15 protein-coding genes and 3 pseudogenes are annotated in these 21,364 nt (G+C 57.8%); 4 read left to right on the forward strand and 14 right to left on the reverse strand.

Translation table 11 applies throughout. From position 1 onward, the window contains the following. Positions 1–4 precede the first annotated feature (4 nt). From HPQ62_RS15335 to HPQ62_RS15360, 6 genes are read right to left on the reverse strand one after another with little or no spacing between them, the layout of a single operon-like run. A complete protein-coding gene (locus HPQ62_RS15335; RefSeq protein ID WP_174803439.1) occupies positions 5–1,126 on the reverse strand; it encodes a hypothetical protein in 1,122 nt (373 codons plus the stop codon). Positions 1,127–1,136: 10 nt separating this feature from the next. Next, positions 1,137–2,126 carry an O-fucosyltransferase family protein gene (locus tag HPQ62_RS15340; RefSeq protein WP_174803440.1) on the reverse strand — a complete coding sequence of 330 codons (990 nt, stop codon included), beginning with the start codon at positions 2,124–2,126 and terminating at the stop codon, positions 1,137–1,139. Then, the gene (locus HPQ62_RS15345) at positions 2,126–3,088 is read right to left on the reverse strand and encodes a glycosyltransferase family 17 protein (RefSeq protein ID WP_174803441.1); all 963 of its coding nucleotides are present in this window, start codon (positions 3,086–3,088) and stop codon (positions 2,126–2,128) included. Before HPQ62_RS15345 ends, HPQ62_RS15340 begins: the two co-directional genes overlap by 1 nt. Beyond that, on the reverse strand, positions 3,085–3,903 hold the full coding sequence (locus HPQ62_RS15350) for a DUF3431 domain-containing protein (RefSeq protein ID WP_174803442.1): 819 nt from the start codon (positions 3,901–3,903) through the stop codon (positions 3,085–3,087). The genes HPQ62_RS15345 and HPQ62_RS15350 overlap by 4 nt, the downstream gene beginning before the upstream one ends. After that, positions 3,903–4,808, reverse strand: coding sequence for a sulfotransferase (locus HPQ62_RS15355; RefSeq protein ID WP_174803443.1), 906 nt, complete (start codon positions 4,806–4,808; stop codon positions 3,903–3,905). The genes HPQ62_RS15350 and HPQ62_RS15355 overlap by 1 nt, the downstream gene beginning before the upstream one ends. Next, entirely contained in the window at positions 4,805–6,211 is a 1,407-nt protein-coding gene (locus HPQ62_RS15360) for a flippase (protein ID WP_342343719.1), read from the reverse strand. The genes HPQ62_RS15355 and HPQ62_RS15360 overlap by 4 nt, the downstream gene beginning before the upstream one ends. A 975-nt stretch (positions 6,212–7,186) precedes the next feature. On the opposite strand from HPQ62_RS15360, the gene HPQ62_RS15365 reads away from it, so the two are divergent. Next, on the forward strand, positions 7,187–8,182 hold the full coding sequence (locus HPQ62_RS15365) for an NAD-dependent epimerase/dehydratase family protein (protein ID WP_174803445.1): 996 nt from the start codon (positions 7,187–7,189) through the stop codon (positions 8,180–8,182). Positions 8,183–8,486: 304 nt separating this feature from the next. Here the strand turns inward: HPQ62_RS15365 and HPQ62_RS15370 are convergent, their stop codons facing one another. Both HPQ62_RS15370 and HPQ62_RS15375 read right to left on the reverse strand, forming a co-directional pair. After that, positions 8,487–11,660 carry an autotransporter outer membrane beta-barrel domain-containing protein gene (locus tag HPQ62_RS15370; protein ID WP_174803446.1) on the reverse strand — a complete coding sequence of 1,058 codons (3,174 nt, stop codon included), beginning with the start codon at positions 11,658–11,660 and terminating at the stop codon, positions 8,487–8,489. Positions 11,661–11,792: 132 nt separating this feature from the next. Then, positions 11,793–12,173, reverse strand: coding sequence for a DUF4189 domain-containing protein (locus HPQ62_RS15375; protein ID WP_244629721.1), 381 nt, complete (start codon positions 12,171–12,173; stop codon positions 11,793–11,795). A 517-nt stretch (positions 12,174–12,690) separates the two neighbouring features. Between HPQ62_RS15375 and HPQ62_RS15380 the strand changes: the two genes are divergently transcribed. Then, on the forward strand, positions 12,691–14,313 hold the full coding sequence (locus tag HPQ62_RS15380) for a dihydroxyacetone kinase subunit DhaK (RefSeq protein ID WP_174803447.1): 1,623 nt from the start codon (positions 12,691–12,693) through the stop codon (positions 14,311–14,313). A 131-nt stretch (positions 14,314–14,444) separates the two neighbouring features. On the opposite strand, the pseudogene HPQ62_RS15385 reads toward HPQ62_RS15380, so the two are convergent. Continuing rightward, positions 14,445–14,822: pseudogene (locus tag HPQ62_RS15385) on the reverse strand (hypothetical protein); the annotation flags it as partial. A gap of 247 nt (positions 14,823–15,069) precedes the next feature. Between HPQ62_RS15385 and HPQ62_RS15390 the strand changes: the two are divergent. After that, positions 15,070–15,297, forward strand: a pseudogene (locus HPQ62_RS15390) (GMC oxidoreductase); the annotation flags it as partial. Between the two features lie 78 nt (positions 15,298–15,375). Here the strand turns inward: HPQ62_RS15390 and HPQ62_RS15395 are convergent. From HPQ62_RS15395 to HPQ62_RS15415, 5 genes and pseudogenes are all read right to left on the reverse strand, one after another. Beyond that, positions 15,376–15,594: pseudogene (locus HPQ62_RS15395) on the reverse strand (phosphogluconate dehydrogenase C-terminal domain-containing protein); the annotation flags it as partial. 286 nt (positions 15,595–15,880) lie between these two features. Continuing rightward, positions 15,881–16,834 (reverse strand): sugar-binding transcriptional regulator, encoded by a 954-nt coding sequence (locus tag HPQ62_RS15400; RefSeq protein ID WP_174803450.1) that lies wholly within the window; start codon positions 16,832–16,834, stop codon positions 15,881–15,883. Between the two features lie 42 nt (positions 16,835–16,876). Continuing rightward, positions 16,877–18,340 (reverse strand): FGGY family carbohydrate kinase, encoded by a 1,464-nt coding sequence (locus HPQ62_RS15405; RefSeq protein ID WP_174803451.1) that lies wholly within the window; start codon positions 18,338–18,340, stop codon positions 16,877–16,879. Between the two features lies 1 nt (position 18,341). After that, positions 18,342–19,301 (reverse strand): transketolase family protein, encoded by a 960-nt coding sequence (locus tag HPQ62_RS15410; RefSeq protein WP_174803452.1) that lies wholly within the window; start codon positions 19,299–19,301, stop codon positions 18,342–18,344. Next, positions 19,298–20,119 (reverse strand): transketolase, encoded by an 822-nt coding sequence (locus HPQ62_RS15415; protein WP_174803453.1) that lies wholly within the window; start codon positions 20,117–20,119, stop codon positions 19,298–19,300. Before HPQ62_RS15415 ends, HPQ62_RS15410 begins: the two co-directional genes overlap by 4 nt. Before the next feature lie 230 nt (positions 20,120–20,349). On the opposite strand from HPQ62_RS15415, the gene HPQ62_RS15420 reads away from it, so the two are divergent. Further along, on the forward strand, positions 20,350–21,330 hold the full coding sequence (locus tag HPQ62_RS15420) for an ABC transporter permease (RefSeq protein WP_174803454.1): 981 nt from the start codon (positions 20,350–20,352) through the stop codon (positions 21,328–21,330). Positions 21,331–21,364: the final 34 nt, after the last annotated feature.

The following is a 21,364-nucleotide window of genomic DNA, read 5'->3' on the forward strand; positions in this document are numbered from 1 at the left end:
TTACCTAAAAATACAGGGTATTAAGAAAGAAGAGTGAGTTGCTCGAGATCAGATACACGGCCATCGCATTCTTGATGTTCGTGCCCCAGCCAGATATGCAGATTGCTGCGCCGACAGATGATAGCGTAACAACGCGAACGATTGCCTCTCCATCGTCCGCGCCTGCGCCCGAAAAATAAAAGAGAACAATAGCAATTGCGCAAGCGACGTAGTTCAAGGCGTAGAGGTACGGGAAATAATCAGCTCGATCGACACGCCTGACCTTCTTTCGATACCACAACCATACAGGTATCCATATCAGGATCGGGAAAAAGGAAATTGAAAAAAATCGGACTGGATTCAGTTCAGAAATAAGATGCTCTCCTCTGAATGAAGTCGATCCACTCACTCCTTTCCAGTATAAAACAATCCACATTACTACGCATATTATGAAATACGCAGAAGCACCTGAGAAATTCCGCAAAAGAAAGCGTTTTTTCCACAATAACGGCGGGAAAAGAAACGCAAATAGAACCATAAATGTTTGAGTGTGAACAAAGGCACTTACAAAAAAACAGATTAGAACGTACGCACTTGCCAACCAATTTCGAACTCGAAATTTATGCCCGTTCAATAGAGTGATATAACCGAGACATAAAAATAGAATTGAAATTCCTGCGCGAAGTCGAACAAGATAAAACTCCAGAACGAATACGAACATAAGCGCTAAAAGAAATAAGCTACTTTTACTGAAATAACTTGAATATATTTTTTCATTTTCTGAACGCGAAGGATTAAATCGCAACAGAATAACACATAGAATGATGCCTAGAGAAAATACAATAAATCTAAAAGCTTCATATGAAACTCCAATATATTGCAAGAATTCTAATAGGAATGCAAAGCCTGTGTATCTACCTCCAAGCTCATAGCTTGAATTGTATAGAAAAAGATACGATTCGTAATCAGGCAATCTTTCATTCGTAAGAAGAATCAAAAAGTAAGTAAAAATTACAATAAACACTAATCGGACCAAAATAATTAGCCCGTCAAGAGCCGGATCTCTCAATCTTGCCCTCGTACGACGCGACGATGCATCTAATTTTGCGGGACCGCGAATATTTGTTCTTTTATCGACAGCAGACATCTTGTGTTGGTCACCCTATCCGTGTCGGGGCGATCCGCGCGGCCATTTTTTTCAGGGGCCGTTTCAGCCATTGCGGCAAATGCCGCGTCTTTGGGAGACCGATCCCCATATCGGCAGGCACGCGAACACTGTATTCGACTTCATAGGTTTGCGCATCCAGTTCCGCGGCGTTTCGGCATGCGTCCGGATCGCAGGGGCGACCATCGGTTCCGATGTATAGCCAGCCCTCGTAGAAATTGGACGGCATCGCCCAGCGTTTTGCCGCGTGACCGTAGCGCGCCCAGTGTTCGGGGGCGATGACCAATGGCACGTCACGGCGCGTCTTGATCGGGAAATAGGAAAAGCTGGAATTCGACACGACAAGCGCTTTCGCCCCCATCAGAGCGGCATAACACTCGGCCACTCCCCCCTCCAGAACCTCGAACTCCGGCAGGAATGCGCGCGCATAGGGCCGGTCGTCGGTCACCACGAGAATGTTGTCCGCCCGCACGCGCTCGCGCAGGCAGGCGATGGCGTGATCCCAGTAAGAGCGCGGCAGGATCAGGGACTTGTGTCGCTTATATTCGCCTCCCCGCAAATTGAGGACGCATGTGTCCGCGTATTTTTCTGAAAGCCGCTGCAGCTGCTCGGTCGGACGAACCCAGTCCGCGAGATCGCCGGTGCGGCCGTAAAAATACTTTTCGCTCTGAAACAACCCGTCGATCTGCGCGCGCGGCGGCAATTTCTCCACACGACTGTCATATGTCGCGGAGAAATATTTAAGCGCCGGATCATAGAACAGCGCTTCGTTGAACGGCGTGACCGGCGCACCGGGATCGGGATCGTCTGCGCTGTCGATTTCCAGAAACCCGGCACCCTTGAACAGTTCGAGACCGGTGACGACATGCGGCCGCCGCAGATGCGCGGCAATGCCCCGGCCCGCGGCATAGACCCAAAGCTGGTTGCCAAGCCCCTGGCCAGCGAGGAAATTCGTGCGAACGATGCCAGCCGCGTCTTTCATCATGCCGCCCCCGCATTCACGGGCTCGGACGTCGAGCGGGCGTATTTCTCGATGAAGCCCCTGATTTGAAAGATCTCGGCCGGGAAACTATCGTCAATGGCAACCGTGCGCAGCGTCCTGTTTTGCAGCAGGATGTCGGCGTTTCCGTCGATGCTTTTTTGCCAGGCGCCGCGGCGGAAGCGGCTCAGCACTTTCGCGAGCTCCGCCCGCATCCCCTGATAGGGCAGCGCCCTGAGCTTATCCTGAATGGCATCGCTGCCGCCGAGATAGCTGAAATGCCATCCCGCATCCGCAATCGGAGGACCAGGCAGTCCTGCAGGGTTGCTGGAGGCATAGCGAAGCAGATCGAGGGACTGACCTTCAAGCATGTCGTAGGTGAATGCGACGGTTCCGAACCACGGCGCATCGACCAGGTTGTTGATGTAGTACAGCGACCAACGCATCTGAAAATAGGACGGCCGCTCTACGGCCTGATCGCGCAGCCGGCCAATCACCCGCGCATCGGGCAGTTCATCGACATCGCTCAACAGGATGAGGTCATCCGGTCTGGCCACGCTGGCCAGTCCCTTCACGGCAGCATCGCGATGCGTGATTTCGCGTTTCAACGACGCACGCAGCTGCCTTGGCGGACGCATGTTGTGCTTATGCGCACGTACGGCATCCGGCGAGGTAACATACTTCTGCCAATCCGCACCCTGAAGTTCGGAAAGAGTATCCTTGTCAACCGCGTTGTAGATGATCTTGTCTTCGAAAGCGGCGAAGCGATCCCGGTTCTCCGCAAAATACATCGGCTTCGGTTTGCCGGAAAATGTCTCTTCGCATTCCGTCACCACGAAGAAATCGACATGATCGTAAAGTGCGCGAAACCGCAGTTCCAGAAGATCCAGTTCTTTGTAAAACAGGAAAACGTCGATCACGCGCCGGGCGTGGGAAGGTTGCGTATCTGCTACAGCATCAATCACGACGCGCCTCCCGGCAATTTGTTCATGCGTCTCGAAACAGCATATCCGAGACGCGTCACGGCACGTTTCAAACGGGTCTGGGCGCGATAGGTCTCCTGGCAACGTTTTGCCAAGTCAGCGAGGCCGGCGCTATCGAGGCTGACACTCATGGCAGGGTTCTCCTCGAACGGGGCGCAGAAAATGGCGTCCAGCGCTCTCTCGACGAAAAACGATTCAACAGCCAGGGGTTCATAACCGATGAAACTGCGCAGATTGCGGTAGAATGCGCGGCTGCGCAGCAAAATGTGTGCTCGCGGAACGACGACATTGGCGCCCGGCCCAAAACGCACATATGTGGGCTCCCGCGTATCAGGAAACAGGAACCGGAAAAAACTCTGGAAGTCGTTGAAATAGCGGCCGCGCTTCTTTCGCGAGTACCAGCTGTCGTTGATTTCCAGGAAGTCGCCCGCAGTCGACATCACAGCGACAGGAAAGTTCATGCCTTCCCAACTCTCGGGGTCGACGATCGGAGTATAGACGTCGCGCATGCACAATCGGCTAAAACAGTCTTCGGATACGTGACGTGGATAAGTACTGTTCTTGCAAAAAACCACGATTTCCGGGAGATCGTCATAATGATCGTCGATGAACCGCAAATAGGCCGATAGATTGTATCCCGTATTCTCGATCCAGACTTTGTTCGGCCCGGAAAAAGCTTCATAGCTTTCTCGGTTTTCCTCACCCTTGAAATAGACAAGGTAGTCCTCGCCCGCATATTTCAGCAGGTCGAGATTTCCCTCGTAATAAGATACACAGAAAAAACGGCGCGCTGACATCACGAGAAGGCCAATTGCGAATGAGCATGAAGCGACTTTGCGAGGGGCTCATTCAACCGGTCGGCATGGCTCTCTGCAAATTTGCTCAGCTCTTGATCCCTGCGGTGCGCCAAGGCTCGCTCGGGCTTCAGTTTCGCGATCGCATCCTGCTTCACCTGCTTGGCATCGCCCAGCTCAAGGAGCTCGAGAAGTTTGCCGACGGTGTCGCGCGGCGTCGCGCACAAATCCTCGAAATTCACGGATGCCACGCGAGCCGGCCCCAGGCGCGCGACATGGGCACGGCCTTCGGCGACATATTCTTCCCATATCCCAAAGGCATGCTCCATCGTCGAGCTTCGCATCGAGTCCGAAAAGCCGCCCCGTTTCATGCGCATTCCGTAAATGAACGGGTACTGGTCGAATTTTCTCCGATAGCCATCCATCTCACGATGGCGTCGCGTCACAAGACTGTGCGCCACGTCGACGCCATGGCGTTCGACATAGATGTAGCGTGCATTGGGATAGATGTTTTCCCAGATCGGCAGAGTGAATGTATTTCTGGGGTCTTTCCAGCCCCAAGTCCGATACGCCTTGCGCAAGCCGGACCTCTGTCCCATCAGCGCGCTCCAGCCGAGGTAGCGGCCCCGCAGCGGGCCGGACAGAATACGACGCAGATAGGCGTCCGTAAGCTCCAAGCAATCCGTGTCCCTAAGCAGATTGATCATGGCGGCGGGGTTGTCCCAACTTGCCCCGCTGGTCGTAAACATCCACGCGTTCAGCGCCTGAAACAGTACCGCTTCTCCGTTTACGTCCTGCTGCGCTCCAGAGAATACGCCGTGCGCCTGAAGGATATCGCCGACAATCGTTGTCCCCGACCGGTGCATCCCGAAGATAACCACTGGTGCATCATTCTGAAAGCCGATCATTTCACGTTCTCACTTTTTTGCGGCGCAACGTTGGCGCGCGCCAGTCCGAAATATCCAAGCGGTCCGGGCCTGATCCCCAATTCCCGCCAGACCATCACAGCCATTATGACCTTGGACAAGACCATAGCCACGGATGTTGCAATAGCCGCACCCTCAAGCCCCGCCAATGGTATGAGCAGAAAATTCAAGGCAATGTTCAAGACAACCGCGCCGCCGACAGCATAAAGCGTCATTCTTTCCTTGCCAACCATACTGAGGAAAGTGCCAGTCGGACCTATCAACGCCCCAATAGCGAAGCCCAGTGCGATGATCAAAAGCGGGTGATAAGAATTTATGTAAGTTGGACCGAACAAATGAGTCAGAAGCAGCGGGCCCGCTAACCATAGTCCGGCGCAAACTGCAATCACGGATACGCCGGTGAGTACCGACAGGTCGGCGTAGAGCTTTCTCATCTGGCCATACTCATTGCGTGCATGGGCCGCCGCGATCTGTGGCTCGATCGTCGAGTTCACGATCATGATCGGCATTTGGGCCAAAAAGCCCAACTGTGCTGCAACCGCGTAAACGCCGATGTCCTCAGGCGGATAGTAAATGCCGAGGATCAGAATGTCACTTCGCTGCATCAGAAGGGCAATACCACCCAGCAAGAAGAACGGCAGCAGGCTGCGCCACCAAACCGAGAGACTATAGGAGGGAACAATCTTCTTCTGGCTTCCCTGCACAGCGAGGGCGCGCCTGATGAAGAAGGCCATGAAGATTGAAGCCACCAGGTTTCCGACAACCATATAGATCAGCAGTTCGAGCGCCGTTCCCTCCCAATCCAGGAGTTTTGACGCGACCACAAGCCCCAGCATGGTCAGCGGCTGCAGCAGCATCATCGGCCAAGCGGCGACCATGACACGCTGCAGACCACGAAGAATCGCCTGCTGCAAGCTGGTCAGGGTCAATGTGGTGAACAGAAGTATCGCGATCCATGCCGCGTAGTCGTAAATCTCGGCAACCGGCGAGCAGTAGGACCAGCATGCCAATGCTCCCACAATCGCAACAATCAACGTGCCAACCGCAACGAAGGCGGACGAAAACCGCAAAATTCCGCGAAGCTGGTGATCTTGACCTGAGGCGTGATAATAAGCAATTTCCCGCGTCAAGAGCTGAGGAAAGCCGAATACGACGACCATCGCGACAAGATTGGTGATGTTGAGCAAGTATATATAAGCGCCGAATTCGGTTTCACCGGCAAACGCGATGATTTGAATCTGCAACACCAAAGCAATAAGCTTCTGCGCCACAGATATAGCCCCGAAGGACATGAATTTGTTGAGCAGGAGCCTCATCTTGACGATATGCCTTGCTCTTGTCCAAGCCGCGAGCCCAAGCGGAGACACGTCTTGAAACCAACCCATCGTTGATGACTACTCGGGAGATGCACCACCGCTTGACTCAAAGTGCCCCTGTTACACGCCATATTAGCATCGCTCGTGATTGTTGAAACGCTCAAGATAAGCGCACCGTTTCGCGTTTTTCCAAGCTTGCCGCGCACGCAAGCCAAGCTGTTCTTTGGCAATCCGACCCTTCTCAAAAGGCACTCCGTCAGGTTCCCGCTTTGCGATTTTCAAGCAAGCGCGCGAAAAATACCAGGCTTGCAAAAAGCTGGCATCGAAACGACATCAGCTCGCTTCACCTTTTTCAACGACCGAGAACCCATTCGTGGCGTCACCGGAAGGCGCTGATCAGCTTTGCTTCAAACTGCTGGTTGCGATGCAACAAATAGCACCAATTGAACAGGAAACCACTTAAGGAAGAAAAGCAGGTTGTCAAAAAATATTAGCCGCGAAGCGCAAGCGCTCAGCGCCCCATCAACTAGCAACAAAATGTCATAGGTGTGAAAGTCATGTAAATTCTTCCATAATTATTGGATATATCCCGTATGACATAGTCAATCCGATCTACCGGGGACCCTAATTGATTAATCATTTTCAGCCCTCATCGAGGCTCTAAGCTGAAATAGAGACAAAATTACACATAATAAATCGACTAAATCTTCAAGAAATTAAAAGCCGCGATAGCCAGTCATTCCACATGGAGAAGAGAATAGTCGATGAATTGCAACAATCAAATATTGAACACATTAAAATAATTCAAATGGATAGCCACGAGAGAATGTACCCCTCGAAAACCGTATCCACGGTACGTCTCCCAAGCGACATGCTGGATCATGCAACATCGGCTCAAACCCTGCGAGGCGCATATTTGGCCTTAATGCCTTTATAAGCAAGGTCATATCATCTACACAACCCATAGATAACCTTTTGAAGGCAACCTATCAATAGCGGGGGTAGTCAAATGCATAGCGCTGCCATCCGCGGAGTTATATCCCAATGAAAAGATTTTCAAAAATTACGATTGTTGGGGGGGCGGGCTTTGTCGGCACCAACCTCTGCCAGAGGTTGGCAGATTGCCAGATTCCTTTTGAAATCATCGACATAAAGCCGAGCAAACGCTTTCCAGACAAGTGCAAGTTTGGCGATGTGCGTGAACTCGAAAGCCTCAGAAGCACCATTACAGGCGACGTCGTTGTAAATCTCGCAGCGGTCCATCGTGACGATATCCGCGACAAGTCGGAATACACGCGCACTAACGTCGAAGGGGCAATGAATATTGCGCAGGTTTGCACGGAGAAGGACATTAGAAAGATCGTTTTTACAAGCTCTGTAGCGGTTTACGGCTTTGCGAAACCCGGAACAGATGAGACTGGCGCGATCAACCCATTCAATGAATACGGCAAAACCAAGCATCAAGCGGAAGAAAAGCTTCGCTCATGGCAACGCAGAGGCGATAACGAGCTGATCATTGTTCGTCCGACAGTAATTTTCGGCGAGGGAAATAGAGGCAACGTCTACAATCTCTTGAGACAGATATCGTCTGGCAATTTTCTCATGGTGGGAGCAGGAAGAAATCGCAAATCCATGGCGTACATCGGCAATATTGTCGCATTTCTTGAGCGGTGCATTGAAGCAGACCAGAAATACGCTGTTTTCAATTACGTCGATACGCCGGATATGGATATGAATTCACTTGTCCGCCAAGTTCGCACCGTCCTCAAAGGAAAGGATAACGTGGGAATACGCCTTCCGTATTGGATTGGTATAATCCTGGGTTACGCTGCGGATGGGTTCACACGAATTACAGGAAAGCGGCTTCCGATAAGTTCGATTAGGATAAAGAAGTTTTGTTCTTCTACCGCGTTCAATTCGGCCAAATCGGAGTTAGATGGCTTTGTACCGCCATTCACCCTTCAACAGGGTATCGAGCGCACACTCCAAAGCGAATTTATATCGCCGAATCCTGATAATGAGGTATTCTACACTGAATGACGGCCTAGGTATTGCGCCCCACGAAGATCGACACGTTAGAAACCAGCCCGACCGTGCCTGCGACTATGCAGCCCCAGGACATCCAATGACGGAGGCTGCGCAGATCGCACGCCTTCATCGTGGTGAGCGTTCCGGCCAACAGGCCGAAGGATGAGAAGACCGCCAGAAAGTTATCATTGGCCCCACACCCTCGAACAGCAAAAGGTCCTATGCATGTCCGAGACGATCAGACATCTCGGACACAAGATTGAGTAAAACGCGCAAGACCCGCCGCCTTGCAACAGCCGACCGCTCGGCGTCACATTCAGAACGAAAGGGATAGGGCTGCATAGGCGGCATTTACCGTGGCGCCGCTGCCGGCCCGTCCGTTATAGCCGAACTGCAACGCGGTGCGCTCCGTGAATGAGAAGTTTAGGCCTAGCGCGACCACGGCGGCATCTTCGGCGATCGGGGCGCCCACAACGCTAAAACCCGCCCCGCCCTTGGCGAAGGCAAGCGATGCGCTCGGATCGACATCGCCAAAGGCATGTTGCCAACCGATCATCGCATTGGCTCTGACGGCACCTCCACCGAGGGGCAAGGTCTTGCCAAACCTGAAGCCGACCGTCGATAGCGTATTGGCCTGGGTCTCCCCGCCCCCGACAAGTGCGGTCAGGCCATTCCCTTCCGAAAACCCGTCCGTCGCGGTCGCGACATAGGCAAGGCCGCCGAAAGCTTCGATGTCCAGAGGGTCGAGACCAAGATCAAAGGCCGCCTCGCCGAAAACCTGGCCCGTGGTCGCTGAATAATCCGCGCCCTCATTGGCAAAATAGCCGGGGAAGCTGATGGTGCGGGCGACGCTGACATCATGCCACGCGAAACTGCCGCCAAGGTGCGCGCTGAAGGCCCCTATGCCGCCTCCGCCATAAGCCGCGAGCGTAAATGTGGCGGCGCTGCCTGAGGCAAGCTCGCGCGAAATTTTAAAACTGTCCGACCCGTAGCCGGCGGCGATGCCCGCCCGTCCCCAGTCGGACACGGCAATATCCACACCCGCGAGCATGCCGCCTGTCCTGCTGGTCAGTTCGCCAGTGTTGACGGTCCTGTCTGTGGTCGACCAGTTGCCATACCCCGAAATCCAGGCTTCCGCGCCCAGTCCGGGCAGCGGGGCAGCGGTGATCGCAACCTGATTGCCGGAAAGGCGCGCCCCAAGAGTGTCGCGCACCTCATAGGCGCCATTTTGAAGGCTGGTCTGCGCCGATGCGTAGATCTCGCCGGAAAGCGCTGCGGCAGCGCTCTGGTATTCGCCGATCGTCAAATGGGTCAAAGGCATGTCGAGCGCGCTTGCCGGCACGAAACTGTCGAGCGCGCGCCCTACCGCCACCTCGTTCGGCGTCATGCCCGCATCGGCGAACGTCAGGCCGCTGCGGGCGACCACCAGCGCGGCATCATTGACACCATAGGCGATCCCAGTGGTTAGGAACGGATAGAGGCTGTCATCGAATAGGCCGCCTTCCAGAACATCATGCTGCCCGAAAATACCGCCATCGGCATGGAGGAAGACATAGGCCGCGCCGAGGGAAGGCACGAAGCCGGTCTCTCCGAGAGCGATCACCGTGCCGCCATCGAGCGCAGCCTTGCCGCCAACCTGCAGAAGATCAATCGCGCCGTCGGCGCTGATCTCGACCTCGCGTGTGGCCTCCGGACCGAAGTCATAATCGCCAAGGACCGTCATCGTGCCGACCGAGTTGCCGGTCGCAAGCGTACCGTTTTCGCCCACCTTCAGGTCGCCGATCGTTCCGGTTCCCGAAATTCTGCCGCTGGCGATCACCGTGCCGCTGACCGAGCCGTTATGGATGAAGGTGCCCGACGTGTTCACGTCGCCGTTTACCGAGCCCGTGGCGGCGATACTGGTGATGCCGCTATTGTTGATATTGCCCGCCAACACGCCAGAAAGCGCGAATGTGCCGGGGGCCAGAACAGTGACAGGGCTCGCCGAGGAGTGCGTGATGGCCAAGGTGCCCGATTGCACCGTGGTCGCGCCGGTATAGACGTTGGCGCCGTTGAGCACGACCGTGCCCGGGCCGTTCAGGATCAGGTCGCCGGGCCCGGAAAGGCTGTTGTTGAAGGTTGCGGTCACGCCATAAGCCGCGGCGATCGAAGGCGTGGCATTGGCGGCCGGGTTCGCGCTGTTCGTCGCGCGCAGGTAGACCGGCAAGGCGGTGGTCATGTCGGATGAGAAACTGATCTGTCCGATTGCCGAAATCACCGGCGTGAACGCGACGCCGGAAGCTGCATCTAGATTGTTCGGCTTCAGCCCCAGATAACCGTTTTCCGGATCGAACATGTAGGTGAACTGCCGGTAGAAATTCAGCCCGGTATTGAGGAAGCCATTGCCATCATGCGGCTCGACCCATTTCAGCGGGTTGGGCGTTGCCTGACTGCAGCCGGCGGGCGGCGGCGACCCTGCGCATACGGCCTCATAAACATAGGAGAGTGTGACATGGTCGCCCGCGTCGAGAAGCTGGATATAGACCGATGTCCCGTCCCTCACCACATCTCCGGCTGGGCCGGTGTTGTAGAAAGCGGACGGTTGGTCGGTCGCGGCGTTGATGAAGCTGTCTGAAACGCCGGTATCGGCGAGGAAAATGCCCGTTTGCGGACCCGCAACATTTCCGCCATTCGTCAGTTGCACGCCCGCAGCCGCCATGGTCCAGGAGGACTGCCCTTCCGAATCCTGGATCGGCGCGAGCTGGCCAAAGGCGAAGCCACCGGTATTGGCGGGCGTCAGCCCTACCTTCACCGTTACCTGCGCATCGGGACCACCGACATTGCCCGATCCCCCGGTATTCCAGTCGATGATATAGCCCGGCAGAAAGTCCGCGCCGGTATTGTCGATATGCAGCAGCGGATTGAGGTCTTGCGACGTCTGGCCAGCATTGTCGAGAAGCCCGGCGAGATAGGCATATTGCGCGGGTTCCTTGATCAGCGATGAGACCGGCATCGCGGCATTGTCCTCGCCCAGCGTGTTGCGTCCGAAGCCGACGCCCATCATCGTGATCGGCTCGTTCCTGGCCTTGTCGCAGCCGGCCGAATTGGCGCCGTTGCCGACGCATTCCTTGTTGTCCACGGCAAGGATCGGCACGGTCGCCGTTACCGTCGCGCCGACGGCATCGACGAACTGGACCTTTGCCTCGACGATATAGCCGACCGCCAAAAGTCCGGTGGAGTTGTAATAAACCCAGCCGCGCTGATCCGTCCGCACCAGGTTCTCATCGTCGGTCAGAAGCTTGGAATCGACCGCAATTCCCGTCGACCCCGTATCCATCAGAAAGTCGATCGTTTTGCTGGTCAGCTCCTCCGCGGTTCCGGGCTTGGTCGTGAGCTGAAGATCGAATTGGAGAACCGAGGCCGAACTTCCGCTGCTCGCATTGATCGTGTAGCTCGTTCCCCCCGCACTATAATCCGGCCAGTACTCCGCCATCGCTGGCGCGGGGGCCATCGCTGCGAGGCTAAAAACGCGACAGAGAACACGCCGCGCCTGAACAGCGGTTTGGCCGGGCAGAGACCGGCTCAGCCTGTAGCGTATCATGAAAACGCCCCCTTAAACGCCTGGCCCCTGCGATGACGCGCGCTATTCCAGGTTTGACGGCGCGCAATATGTGTCGTGGATGTTGCAACCCTCCGCTCCGCCCTCTGCGCATTTGGCCAAGGCCTCGTCCTGCGAGGACTGCCGGCTGGAGCCTGCACCGATGCCAAAGGCGGGCTTGCTGGTAGCGCGCGCCAGCGAAACGCACATATCGCTGCCCGAAAAGGCGATGGAGCAGTCGCTCGCGCCGCCCTTGCCGCATTCGGCCATCGCCTTGTCGCTCGCTGCGCTTTCCGAATCTTCCTCCGCAAAACCAACATCCTGCGTGGAGTCGCTATAGGCAACGGCGACATTGGACTGGGCAAAAGCGAGCGCGGGAACTGACCCGGCTGTGATCGCGAAAACAACAATCAAAATCTGCCTCATCAGATCCCTCCACTTGAAAAGGTCATGACCATCGGGCACGGCCGGGCCCTGCGCTGATGCTAAAATGATTAACTAATTTCAGCAAATATAAAGTGACAGAGACAGCGTGCAGATCAATGAAATAGGGCAATGAAACGGAAAGAGACCTCGACCCTGTTGGAAGGTCTCACAGCAAAATCGACCGCGACATGGCCCTTCTGGGCATCGTATCGCCGCAAAACCTGCGCAGAGCCCCTGACTGACCGGCGCTGCGACGCTGATGATCTTGCCATACCCGAGCCGAGGGCGGGCAGCGGCATCGGACACCGGGCAAAACACGAACGTCGGCTGTGAGGGGCAATGACAAAAATGCGCGTCCGATTCGCGCTGACATTCGCTCGCCAGCCGGATCTGCACGCTCTTGTGCCAATAACAACAACAAGGTGATAAGCTTACGCACCGATGGCGGGCGCGGCCCGTCATCGCGTGATGCAGAAGACGGCTGAACTTCAGCCTTCGAGAAGAAAGAGCAGCAGCAATGGCCCAGTTCATAAACGCCAAGACAGATATCATCCAGGATGCGATCAACGGGCTTGTCGCCGCGTCCGGCGGCCGTCTCGCCCGCCTCGATGGCTATCCCTTCACCCGCGTCGTCGTCCGGAGCGACTGGGACAAGGAGAAGGTCGCGATCATTTCCGGGGGCGGATCGGGGCATGAGCCGGCGCATGCCGGTTACGTCGGCGAAGGGATGCTGACCGCCGCAATCTGCGGCGACGTCTTTGCTTCCCCTTCCGTCGATGCAGTCCTTGCCGGCATCCGGGCCGTGACCGGTGCAGCGGGCTGCCTTCTGATCGTCAAGAACTATACCGGCGACCGGCTGAACTTCGGTCTTGCTGCCGCGCGCGCCCGCGAAAGCGGCCTGAAGGTGAATATGGTCATCGTCGGCGACGACATTGCCATTCCCGACCTAAAGCAGCCGCGCGGCGTGGCAGGCACCTTGTTCGTCCACAAGATTGCAGGCGCCACCGCAGAATCCGGCCGCGATCTTGACGTCGTGACCGCGGCCGCGCAGCGCGCTGCGGACCAGGTCTTCAGCATCGGCATGTCGCTCAGCACCTGCACCATGCCGGGCGGTGCGCGCGAGGACCGGCTGGCCGAGGGCGAGATCGAGCTGGGGCTGGGGATCCACGGTGAACCGGGCGCCGAGACGCTCCCGTTCGAGACGGCAAGCAAAGCCCTTTCGTCCGCGATCGAACGGCTCACCCCCCATCTGGAGGCACCCCATTATGTGGCGATGCTCAACAATCTCGGTGGCACCACTGCGCTTGAAATGTCGATCCTCGTCGAAACGCTCAGAACGTCCCGGATCGGAGACAGGGTTTCGCATATCATCGGACCGGCTGCGATGATGACCGCGCTCGACATGCACGGCTTCTCGATTTCACTCTATCCTGCAGACCGCGAAGATCTGGAACGGCTTTCAGCTCCGACGCGGATCAGCGCCTGGCCAGGGCTGAACAGTTTTTCCGCCCCCGGCGTGGTCGCCATGCCGGCCGCAGAGGTTGGCGAACATGTTTCCCCGTCCTTGGACTCAAGGACGGAAGCGCTGCTCAAATCCTGCTGCACGGCGCTCATCGAAGCGGAGCCGGATCTCAATGCGCTCGATGCCAAATCGGGCGATGGCGATACCGGCTCAACGCTCGCCACGGCCGCGCGTGCGATACTCGATGGCATGGATCGGCTGCCTCTGAACGACAGCACGCTTCTGCTTCGCGCCCTCGGCCGGATCTTGAGCGAGACGATGGGCGGATCCTCGGGCGTTCTGCTCGCCGTGTTCTTCTCGGCAGCTGCGGAGGCAAGCGCTAAGCAGAAAGATCTAATCGCGGCGCTTTCGGACGGTCTTTCCCGGATGGAGGACGTCGGCGGCGCAAAACCCGGCGACAGAACCATGATAGACGCCCTTGCCCCAGCGCTCGAAGCCCTCGGAAATGGCTTCGCGGCCGCGGCCTCCGCTGCCAGGGAGGGCGCGAACGCCACCGCCGCAATGACCAAGGCAAATGCCGGTCGCGCCAGCTATGTCAGTGCGACAAAGCTTGACGGTCATACCGACCCCGGCGCGGAAGCGGTTGCCCGCCTGTTCGAGCGTATCGCAGCGCAATGAAAGAGTGACAATTCCGCTGCGCCGGACCGGTCCCCAACGGGTCAGGTTGATCGCCGAAGCATTCCGAAGAGATCGCGCGGTCCGTCGGGATAGACGACCATGTCGAGATTTTCATAGCGGTCGGTGCCCAGGACCAGCTCCGCGAGATAGCGGAGCGCGGTGCAGCTGGTGACGATCTGGGCTCCCTCCAACGCCTCCTCTGACGGGCGGCAGGCGGCCACCGACAGCCCGCTGCCTTCAAGATTGCGGTACGTCTTTCCGGTCGCGGCCGGGTCGATGTCTTGGAGCCGGGTGTTCTCCGGATGGCGTTTGACATATTTGAAGCCGTATTGCCTGCCATCGAAGGTGGGCATAAGCTCAATCACCCCATCGGCGCAATGGGCGGCAACGCACGGCGTCTTGTCAAACTGCTCCCAACGCCGGAAATGCTCCTCCAGCGCTTCGGCGAGTTCTCGCATCCTCGTCTCAGACGAAGCCCTGACGCCCTTGCCAAATATGTCCCCAACCAACCGGATCGGGAGATCATCGCGTAGCTTCGCAACGATGGCCGCGCCGCGCCTTCCAGTCTCTCTGAGACGCTGGGGATTGCCCGAGGCACGCAGCAGAAGCGGCTCGACAGGCTGATCGAGGGCGTTTCCGACAGCGAGACAAGCCTGATCTCAAGCAGCATGTGATGCGGCGAAACTCTAGAGGTTGATCGCGACGCTCTTGGTCTTGCATCAGGACAGCAGACCCTCCAGCCCCTTCTCACGGCCGAATTTCAGAAAGCGCGCAGGCTCGGTCTTCCAACCCGTTGGCATCTGCCGCATGGGCCCGGACCCGACCCGCGACGTTGTGGATGCACAACTGAAGGTCTACGGCGTGGACGCCCTGAGGGTGGTGGACGCCTCGATCTTCCCGACCCCGACCCCGGGAAACACGAATGCCCCCACGATCATGGTAGGCGAGAAGGCGGCCGACCTGATCCTCGACGCGCATCGCTGAGCCGGCACAGACAGGTCCTCCCTCGCGTCGCGACCAGATGATGTTTCCCTGTCGGATGGCAGGTCAGCGAGGCCGCGATCAGATAATCCGCTGGATGCTGGCAGCGCGTTCATAGGGCTCGAACACCTTTTTCCAGCCGTCGCGCATCAGCGCCGGCTTGCCGAGTTCGATCGCCTTGTTGCAGGCGTCGGAGATATTGCCCTGCACCTCGCCGAAGATCACCGCACCGAGAATTTTCATGTGGCCGACGGTTTCCGAAAAACCGGGCTCCAAGAGTACCATCTGTTCCACGCTGACCGATAGGTGCGGGCGACAGGCGCCTCAGCTGTCAGCGCCAGATTGAAGAGAGCGCGCAGCGGATGAAGATAGCTGCCTTCGGCCTTAAGCTCATAGATATCGGTTCCGCGCCATCGCACGCTATCGAGAGTGCCGCAGTCTGCTGACAGGTGCGGAGACCATCGGTACCGAGCGACAGCGTCACCGAACTCGGTTGGCACTTCAGAAATATGGCGAAAGCCGCGTCAACTGTTCATCTGCCAGCTAAGCCGTTATCAGAGTAATGAACGGCCGCTTAAGATTAAAGTTACGGTTCGAGTAGCCGCTCGGCGGTAAACCTGTCTGTGATCAGAAGGTCGATAACGCCGGTCCTGAGCGCGCCGCGAATGGCCTCCGTCTTGGAGCGACCGCCGGCAAGCGCGATGACACGGTCGACCTTCGACAGTTCCTCCAGTGTCATGCCGATGACCCGGTCATGCAGCGGCGTCTTGACGAAACCGCCCTCTGCATCAAAGAAGCGCAGGCTGATATCACCGACGCCGCCCGCTTCGGCGACTTCGGCAAGCTCGCGCGAGGAAAACACATTGCCGCTCCGCGCCAGCATGCCGGATGGCTCCATGGCGCCGATACCGACAATGGCGAGCGTAATCCTGGGGAAAAGCTCCATGGTCTGGCGCACATAGGTATCGCCGAGCAGCACAAGCTTTGCTTCCCGCGACTGAGCCACGCCCGGTGCACTGAGAAGATGCGCCTCAGCGCCTGTCAGCCGCGCAAGCCGCGTGGTGAGCTGGTTGGCGTGGATCTGAACAGTCGGGTCGCCCATACCGCCAAGCGTCTGCACCACATAGCGCGCCTTGCCGGATTTCATCGGATGAATATTGTCCACCATCCGCAGAATAGTTTCCGACCAACTCGAAACACCGATTATCTCGCCGGCCTGCAGCGTCGCTTCGAGAAAATGTGCCGCCGCCTCGCCGATCCGCGCCATGATCGCGCCGTCTCGGTCCTCCGAACATTCTACTACGATCGCTTCGGAAAGGCCGAACCGGCTCCTGAGGCCGGCTTCAAGCTCGGCATAAGTGCCCGACGGTGCAACCACGGTGGTGCGAACGATCTCCTCTTCCTGCGCGCGCTTCAGCATGCGCGACACCGTCGCCTGCGAAATCCGGAGATGCTTGGCGATTTCCGACTGGCGCTGTCCCTCGATATGATACATCTGTGCCACACGGGCAATCATCCGTAGTTCATTGAGGCGGGACATGGTGTCTGTTGGCTCGTCGTGGCTGGTGTGAATATTTATTCCCTACACGGCGAATGTGGCCCGGGCAATCGCTTTTGTCCATTCTCCAATAGAACGATTTCGCCCTTCCGCGGGCATGGAAGGCGTGATTTCAGGTTCGCGCTGGGCAAGGGCCGAAAGCGCCTCCAGATCGGGCCAGAAGCCGGTAGCAAGCCCTGCAAGATGCGCCGCGCCGATCGCGGACGCCTCTGCATTGCGGCAGGGTGTGACCGGGCGGTCGAGATAATCTGCCACGAGTTGCATGAGGAAGCGGTTGCGGCTCGGCCCGCCATCGACGGAAATCCGACCGGCAGCGCCCGCGGCTTCGGCCATGATCGCGTACACATCCCGCACCTGTAAGGCGAGGCTTTCGGCCGCAGCCCGGGCAATATGCGCCGGCTTCGTGGAGAATGAGAGGCCGCAGGCGAGACCCCGCGCATCGGCGTCCCAGTGCGGCGAGCCGAGGCCGACATGGGCAGGCACCAGCGAGACGCCGCCGGCATCATCGACCGTTTGAGCAAGCGCAAGCAACGCCTCGACACTGTCAAGGCCGAGCAGCTCCGCAGTCCAGGGGAAAACCGAGGCGCTCACCAGAATATTGCCTTCGAAGGCGAAGGTCGGACGGCCGGCAATCGACCAGGCGATTGTGGTGGTGATGCCGTCCGGCGGCACGATGTAGTCGGCAAGCGTCGTCATCACTGATGAGCCGGTCCCGAATGTCATCTTGCCATCGCCGGGGGCAAAGGCGGCATGGCTGAACAGCGCCGCATGGCTGTCGCCGATGGCCGCAGCGATGGGAAGACCGTCGGGGAGTACGCCGACATTCTTCGTTGTACCAAATACATGGGCGCTGTCGAAGACGGCAGGCAGCATGGCCGGGTCGACTCCGAAAAGCCGGCAGAGATCATCGTCCCAAGAACCTTCGGCAAGGTTGAAAAGCTGGGTGCGCGCAGCATTTGACCGGTCTGTGGCATGGACGCTGCCGCCGGACAGTTTCCAGATCAACCAGCTATCGACAGTGCCGATACAGACATCGCTCCCTTCGCGCCCATGATGGTCGAGCAACCAGGCGACTTTGGTTGCCGGAAACATGGGGTCGAGCGGCAGGCCGGTGCGGGCGATGACATCGGCCTCGTGACCGGCCTCGCGCAAAGCCCTGCAGGCGTCAGCCGTGCGGCGGCACTGCCAGCTAATGACGGGCCCAAGGGGGCGGCCGCTCTTGCGATCCCAGATCAGGATCGATTCACGTTGATTGGAAATGCCGAGCGCGACGATCTCGACACGAGGCGTTTTCTTCAGGCATTCGGCAATCGCCACCGCGGTCGCTTGCCAGATTGCTTCTGCATCCTGTTCCACCCAGCCAGATTTCGGATGACTGATGGGTACGGGAGCCGAAGCGCTGGCGATAATATTGCCAGCATCAGACAACAGCACCGCCTTGGAATTGGTGGTGCCCTCGTCGATCGCCAGGATCGCCTTGCCTTTCATGTCATCCCTTCCGCGCGATCAGCGCCGCAGCGCTTTCGGCGATCGCGTCAGGCGCCATGCCGAAATCGTCAAGCAGCGTGTTGGCTGAACCGGTATGGGCGAAAACGCCCGGCACGCCAAGCCGCTTCATCGGCACTGGCGCGGCATCAACCACCACTTCGGCAACAGCGCTGCCGAGCCCGCCGAAGATCGTATGCTCCTCGCAGGTCAGAATCGCGCCGGTCTGACGGGCCGCCGCGATGATTGCGTCCTCGTCGATCGGGCGCACGCTTGCCATGTTGAGAACGCGGGCGGCAATACCACGCTTTTCAAGAATGGCGGCGGCCAGCACGGCACGGTGGGTCAGAACCCCGTTGGCGATAATGGTGAGGGCGTCGCCGTCACGCAGCATATCGGCCTTGCCGAGCTTGAAGACGTGCCCTTCCGGCAGGAGGTCCGGCACGCCGACGCGGCTCAACCGCAGGAAACAGCCGCCCTTGTGCTCGGCTGCCCAGCGAATGACGGCCGAGGTTTCGGTACGGTCGGCGGGCGCAATCACCGGCACGTTGGGAAGCGCGCGGATCCAGGCGAAATCCTCTATCGAATGGTGAGTCGGCCCGAGTTCGCCATAGGCCATGCCGGAGGAAATACCGACAAGCTTCACGTTTGTCTCGGAATAGGCGACATCGGCCTTGATCTGCTCCAGCGCGCGCCCCGTCAGGAATGGCGCGGCAGCGCAGACGAACGGAATCTTGCCGCCATTGGCGAGCCCCGCCCCGACGCCCACCATGTTCTGCTCGGCAATGCCGACATTGATCAGCCGCTCGGGAAACTTCTCGCCGAAGCCGCCAAGCTTGGAAGAGCCGACGGAGTCATTGCAGACCGCAACGATGTTGCTGTCCTGCGCTGCCAGCTGTTCCAGCGTCTCGGTAAAGGCGTTGCGGCAGTCGTGCAGTTTCGCGGTTTCGAACGGCATATTCATCGAACGGCCTCCTCGAGTTCGGCCATGGCCTGGCGGTATTGCTCTTCATTCGGCACCTTGTGGTGCCAGGCGACATTGTCGGACATGAAGGAGATGCCGTGCCCCTTGTTGGTATGAGCAACGATGCATTTCGGTTTACCGGGGGTGATGGCGTCCGCCGAAAGTGCACGGCAGATCGCCCCCATGTCATGGCCATCAATCTCTTCAACAGCCCAGCCGAATGCTTCAAGCTTTGGCGCAAGCGGCGCGATATTGTTTGTGTCTGCCAGACGTGCGCCCTGCTGCAGACGATTGTGGTCGATAATCAGCGTCAGATTGTCGAGCCCAAAATGCGCGCCGGCCATGATTGCTTCCCAGTTGGAGCCCTCCTGCATTTCGCCATCGCCGGTGATGACGAAGGTGCGCCAGCCGGCCTTGTCGAGTTTTGCAGCCTTCGCCATGCCGACCGCGACCGGAAGGCCATGTCCGAGCGGGCCGGTATTGGTTTCCACGCCAGGAACCTTGACCCGGTTGGGATGCCCGTTGAGCCGCGAGCGATGCTTCAGGAAGGTTGAAATCTCATCTTGTGGGATAAACCCCTTTTCAGACAGCACAATGTAGAGCGCAAGCGCGGTATGGCCTTTTGAAAGAACAAGGCGGTCGCGCGCGGGGGCAAGCGGGTTCGCCGGGTCTACCTTCATTGTGTGGAAATAGAGTGCGGTGAGAAGATCGGTGACGGACATCTCGCCGCCGATATGGCCGGCGCCAGCTTCAAAGACGGCTGTAACATCGCGGCGCCGGATGCGATTTGCGATAACGCGCAGTTCCTGGGGGTCCATATGTCACCTATGCATAATTATTCTCAACCTATTAAACATGCGCGATAAGCTTTTGTCAAGATGGGTTGGCCGCTGCGAAGCCATGCTATCCGCTCCAAAGAAAAGACGCGAGTAATGGCGCAAGGCCTTCCGTAGGTGATCGGCGTCGCAACCGCTGCTTGACAGGCTTAACTGCATCCATTATGGATTTTCTATCAGGTGTGAATACATATGCGCATGAGGAGGAAAACATGGCAGTGACACAGGAGGCCCCTGCGCAGAAGCCGCGCCTTTCAGAGATGGTATCGCTGTCGGGCGCAACGGGGCCGCTGATCGGTCTGGTGCTGCTCTGCATTTTCCTGACCTTTGCGACCGACGCTTTTCTGTCCTTCCGAAACTTTCTAAACATTCTCGATCAGATCACCGTGCTCGGCATCATGGCCGTGGGCATGACCTTCGTCATTCTGATCGGCGGCATCGACCTCTCGGTTGGTTCTGTGCTGGCGCTGGCGATGATGGTGCTCGGCTATCTCAACGTCGAAGCCGGCATGCCGATGATTGTCGCCATTGGCGGCGCGCTGGCTGCCGCAGCAGTCTGCGGCGTTGCCTCCGGGCTCATGATCACCGAATTCAAGGTGCCCGCTTTCATTGCCACGCTTGCCATGATGTCGATCGCGCGCGGACTTGCCAACATGATTACCAACGGCTCGCAGATCATCGGTTTTGCGCCCTGGTTCAATATGAGTGCGATCATCCGCTATGGCGGGTTCCTGACCATGACTGTCGCCGTCATGCTGGTTGTGTTCGCGGCCGCGATCCTGTTCCTGCGCTATCGCCAGGGCGGCCGTATTCTCTACGCGATTGGCGGCAACCCTGAAGTCGCACGCCTTGCCGGCATCAATGTCCGCAAAACGACGATACTGGTCTATACGAGCTGCGCAGCTCTTGCAGGCCTTGCAGGCGTGCTTCTGGCTGCAAGACTCGATTCCGTGCAGCCGAGCTCCGGCGTTTCCTACGAACTTGATGCGATCGCGGCCGTTGTCATCGGCGGCACAAGCCTTTCGGGTGGATCGGGCGGTGTCGTCGGCACGATCATCGGCGTGCTGATCATCGGCGTCCTGCGCAATGGCCTCAATCTACTGTCTGTTTCCCCGTTTCTGCAGGCTGTCATCATCGGCGCGGTCATCGTGCTCGCCGTCGCCGCAGAAACCTTCAAGCACAGGAGCAGATAAATTTCGGCCGGTTCAGACCGGCCAGATAACGGGG

The organism is Martelella limonii, from assembly GCF_013344475.1.
Lineage (GTDB): Bacteria > Pseudomonadota > Alphaproteobacteria > Rhizobiales > Rhizobiaceae > Martelella > Martelella limonii.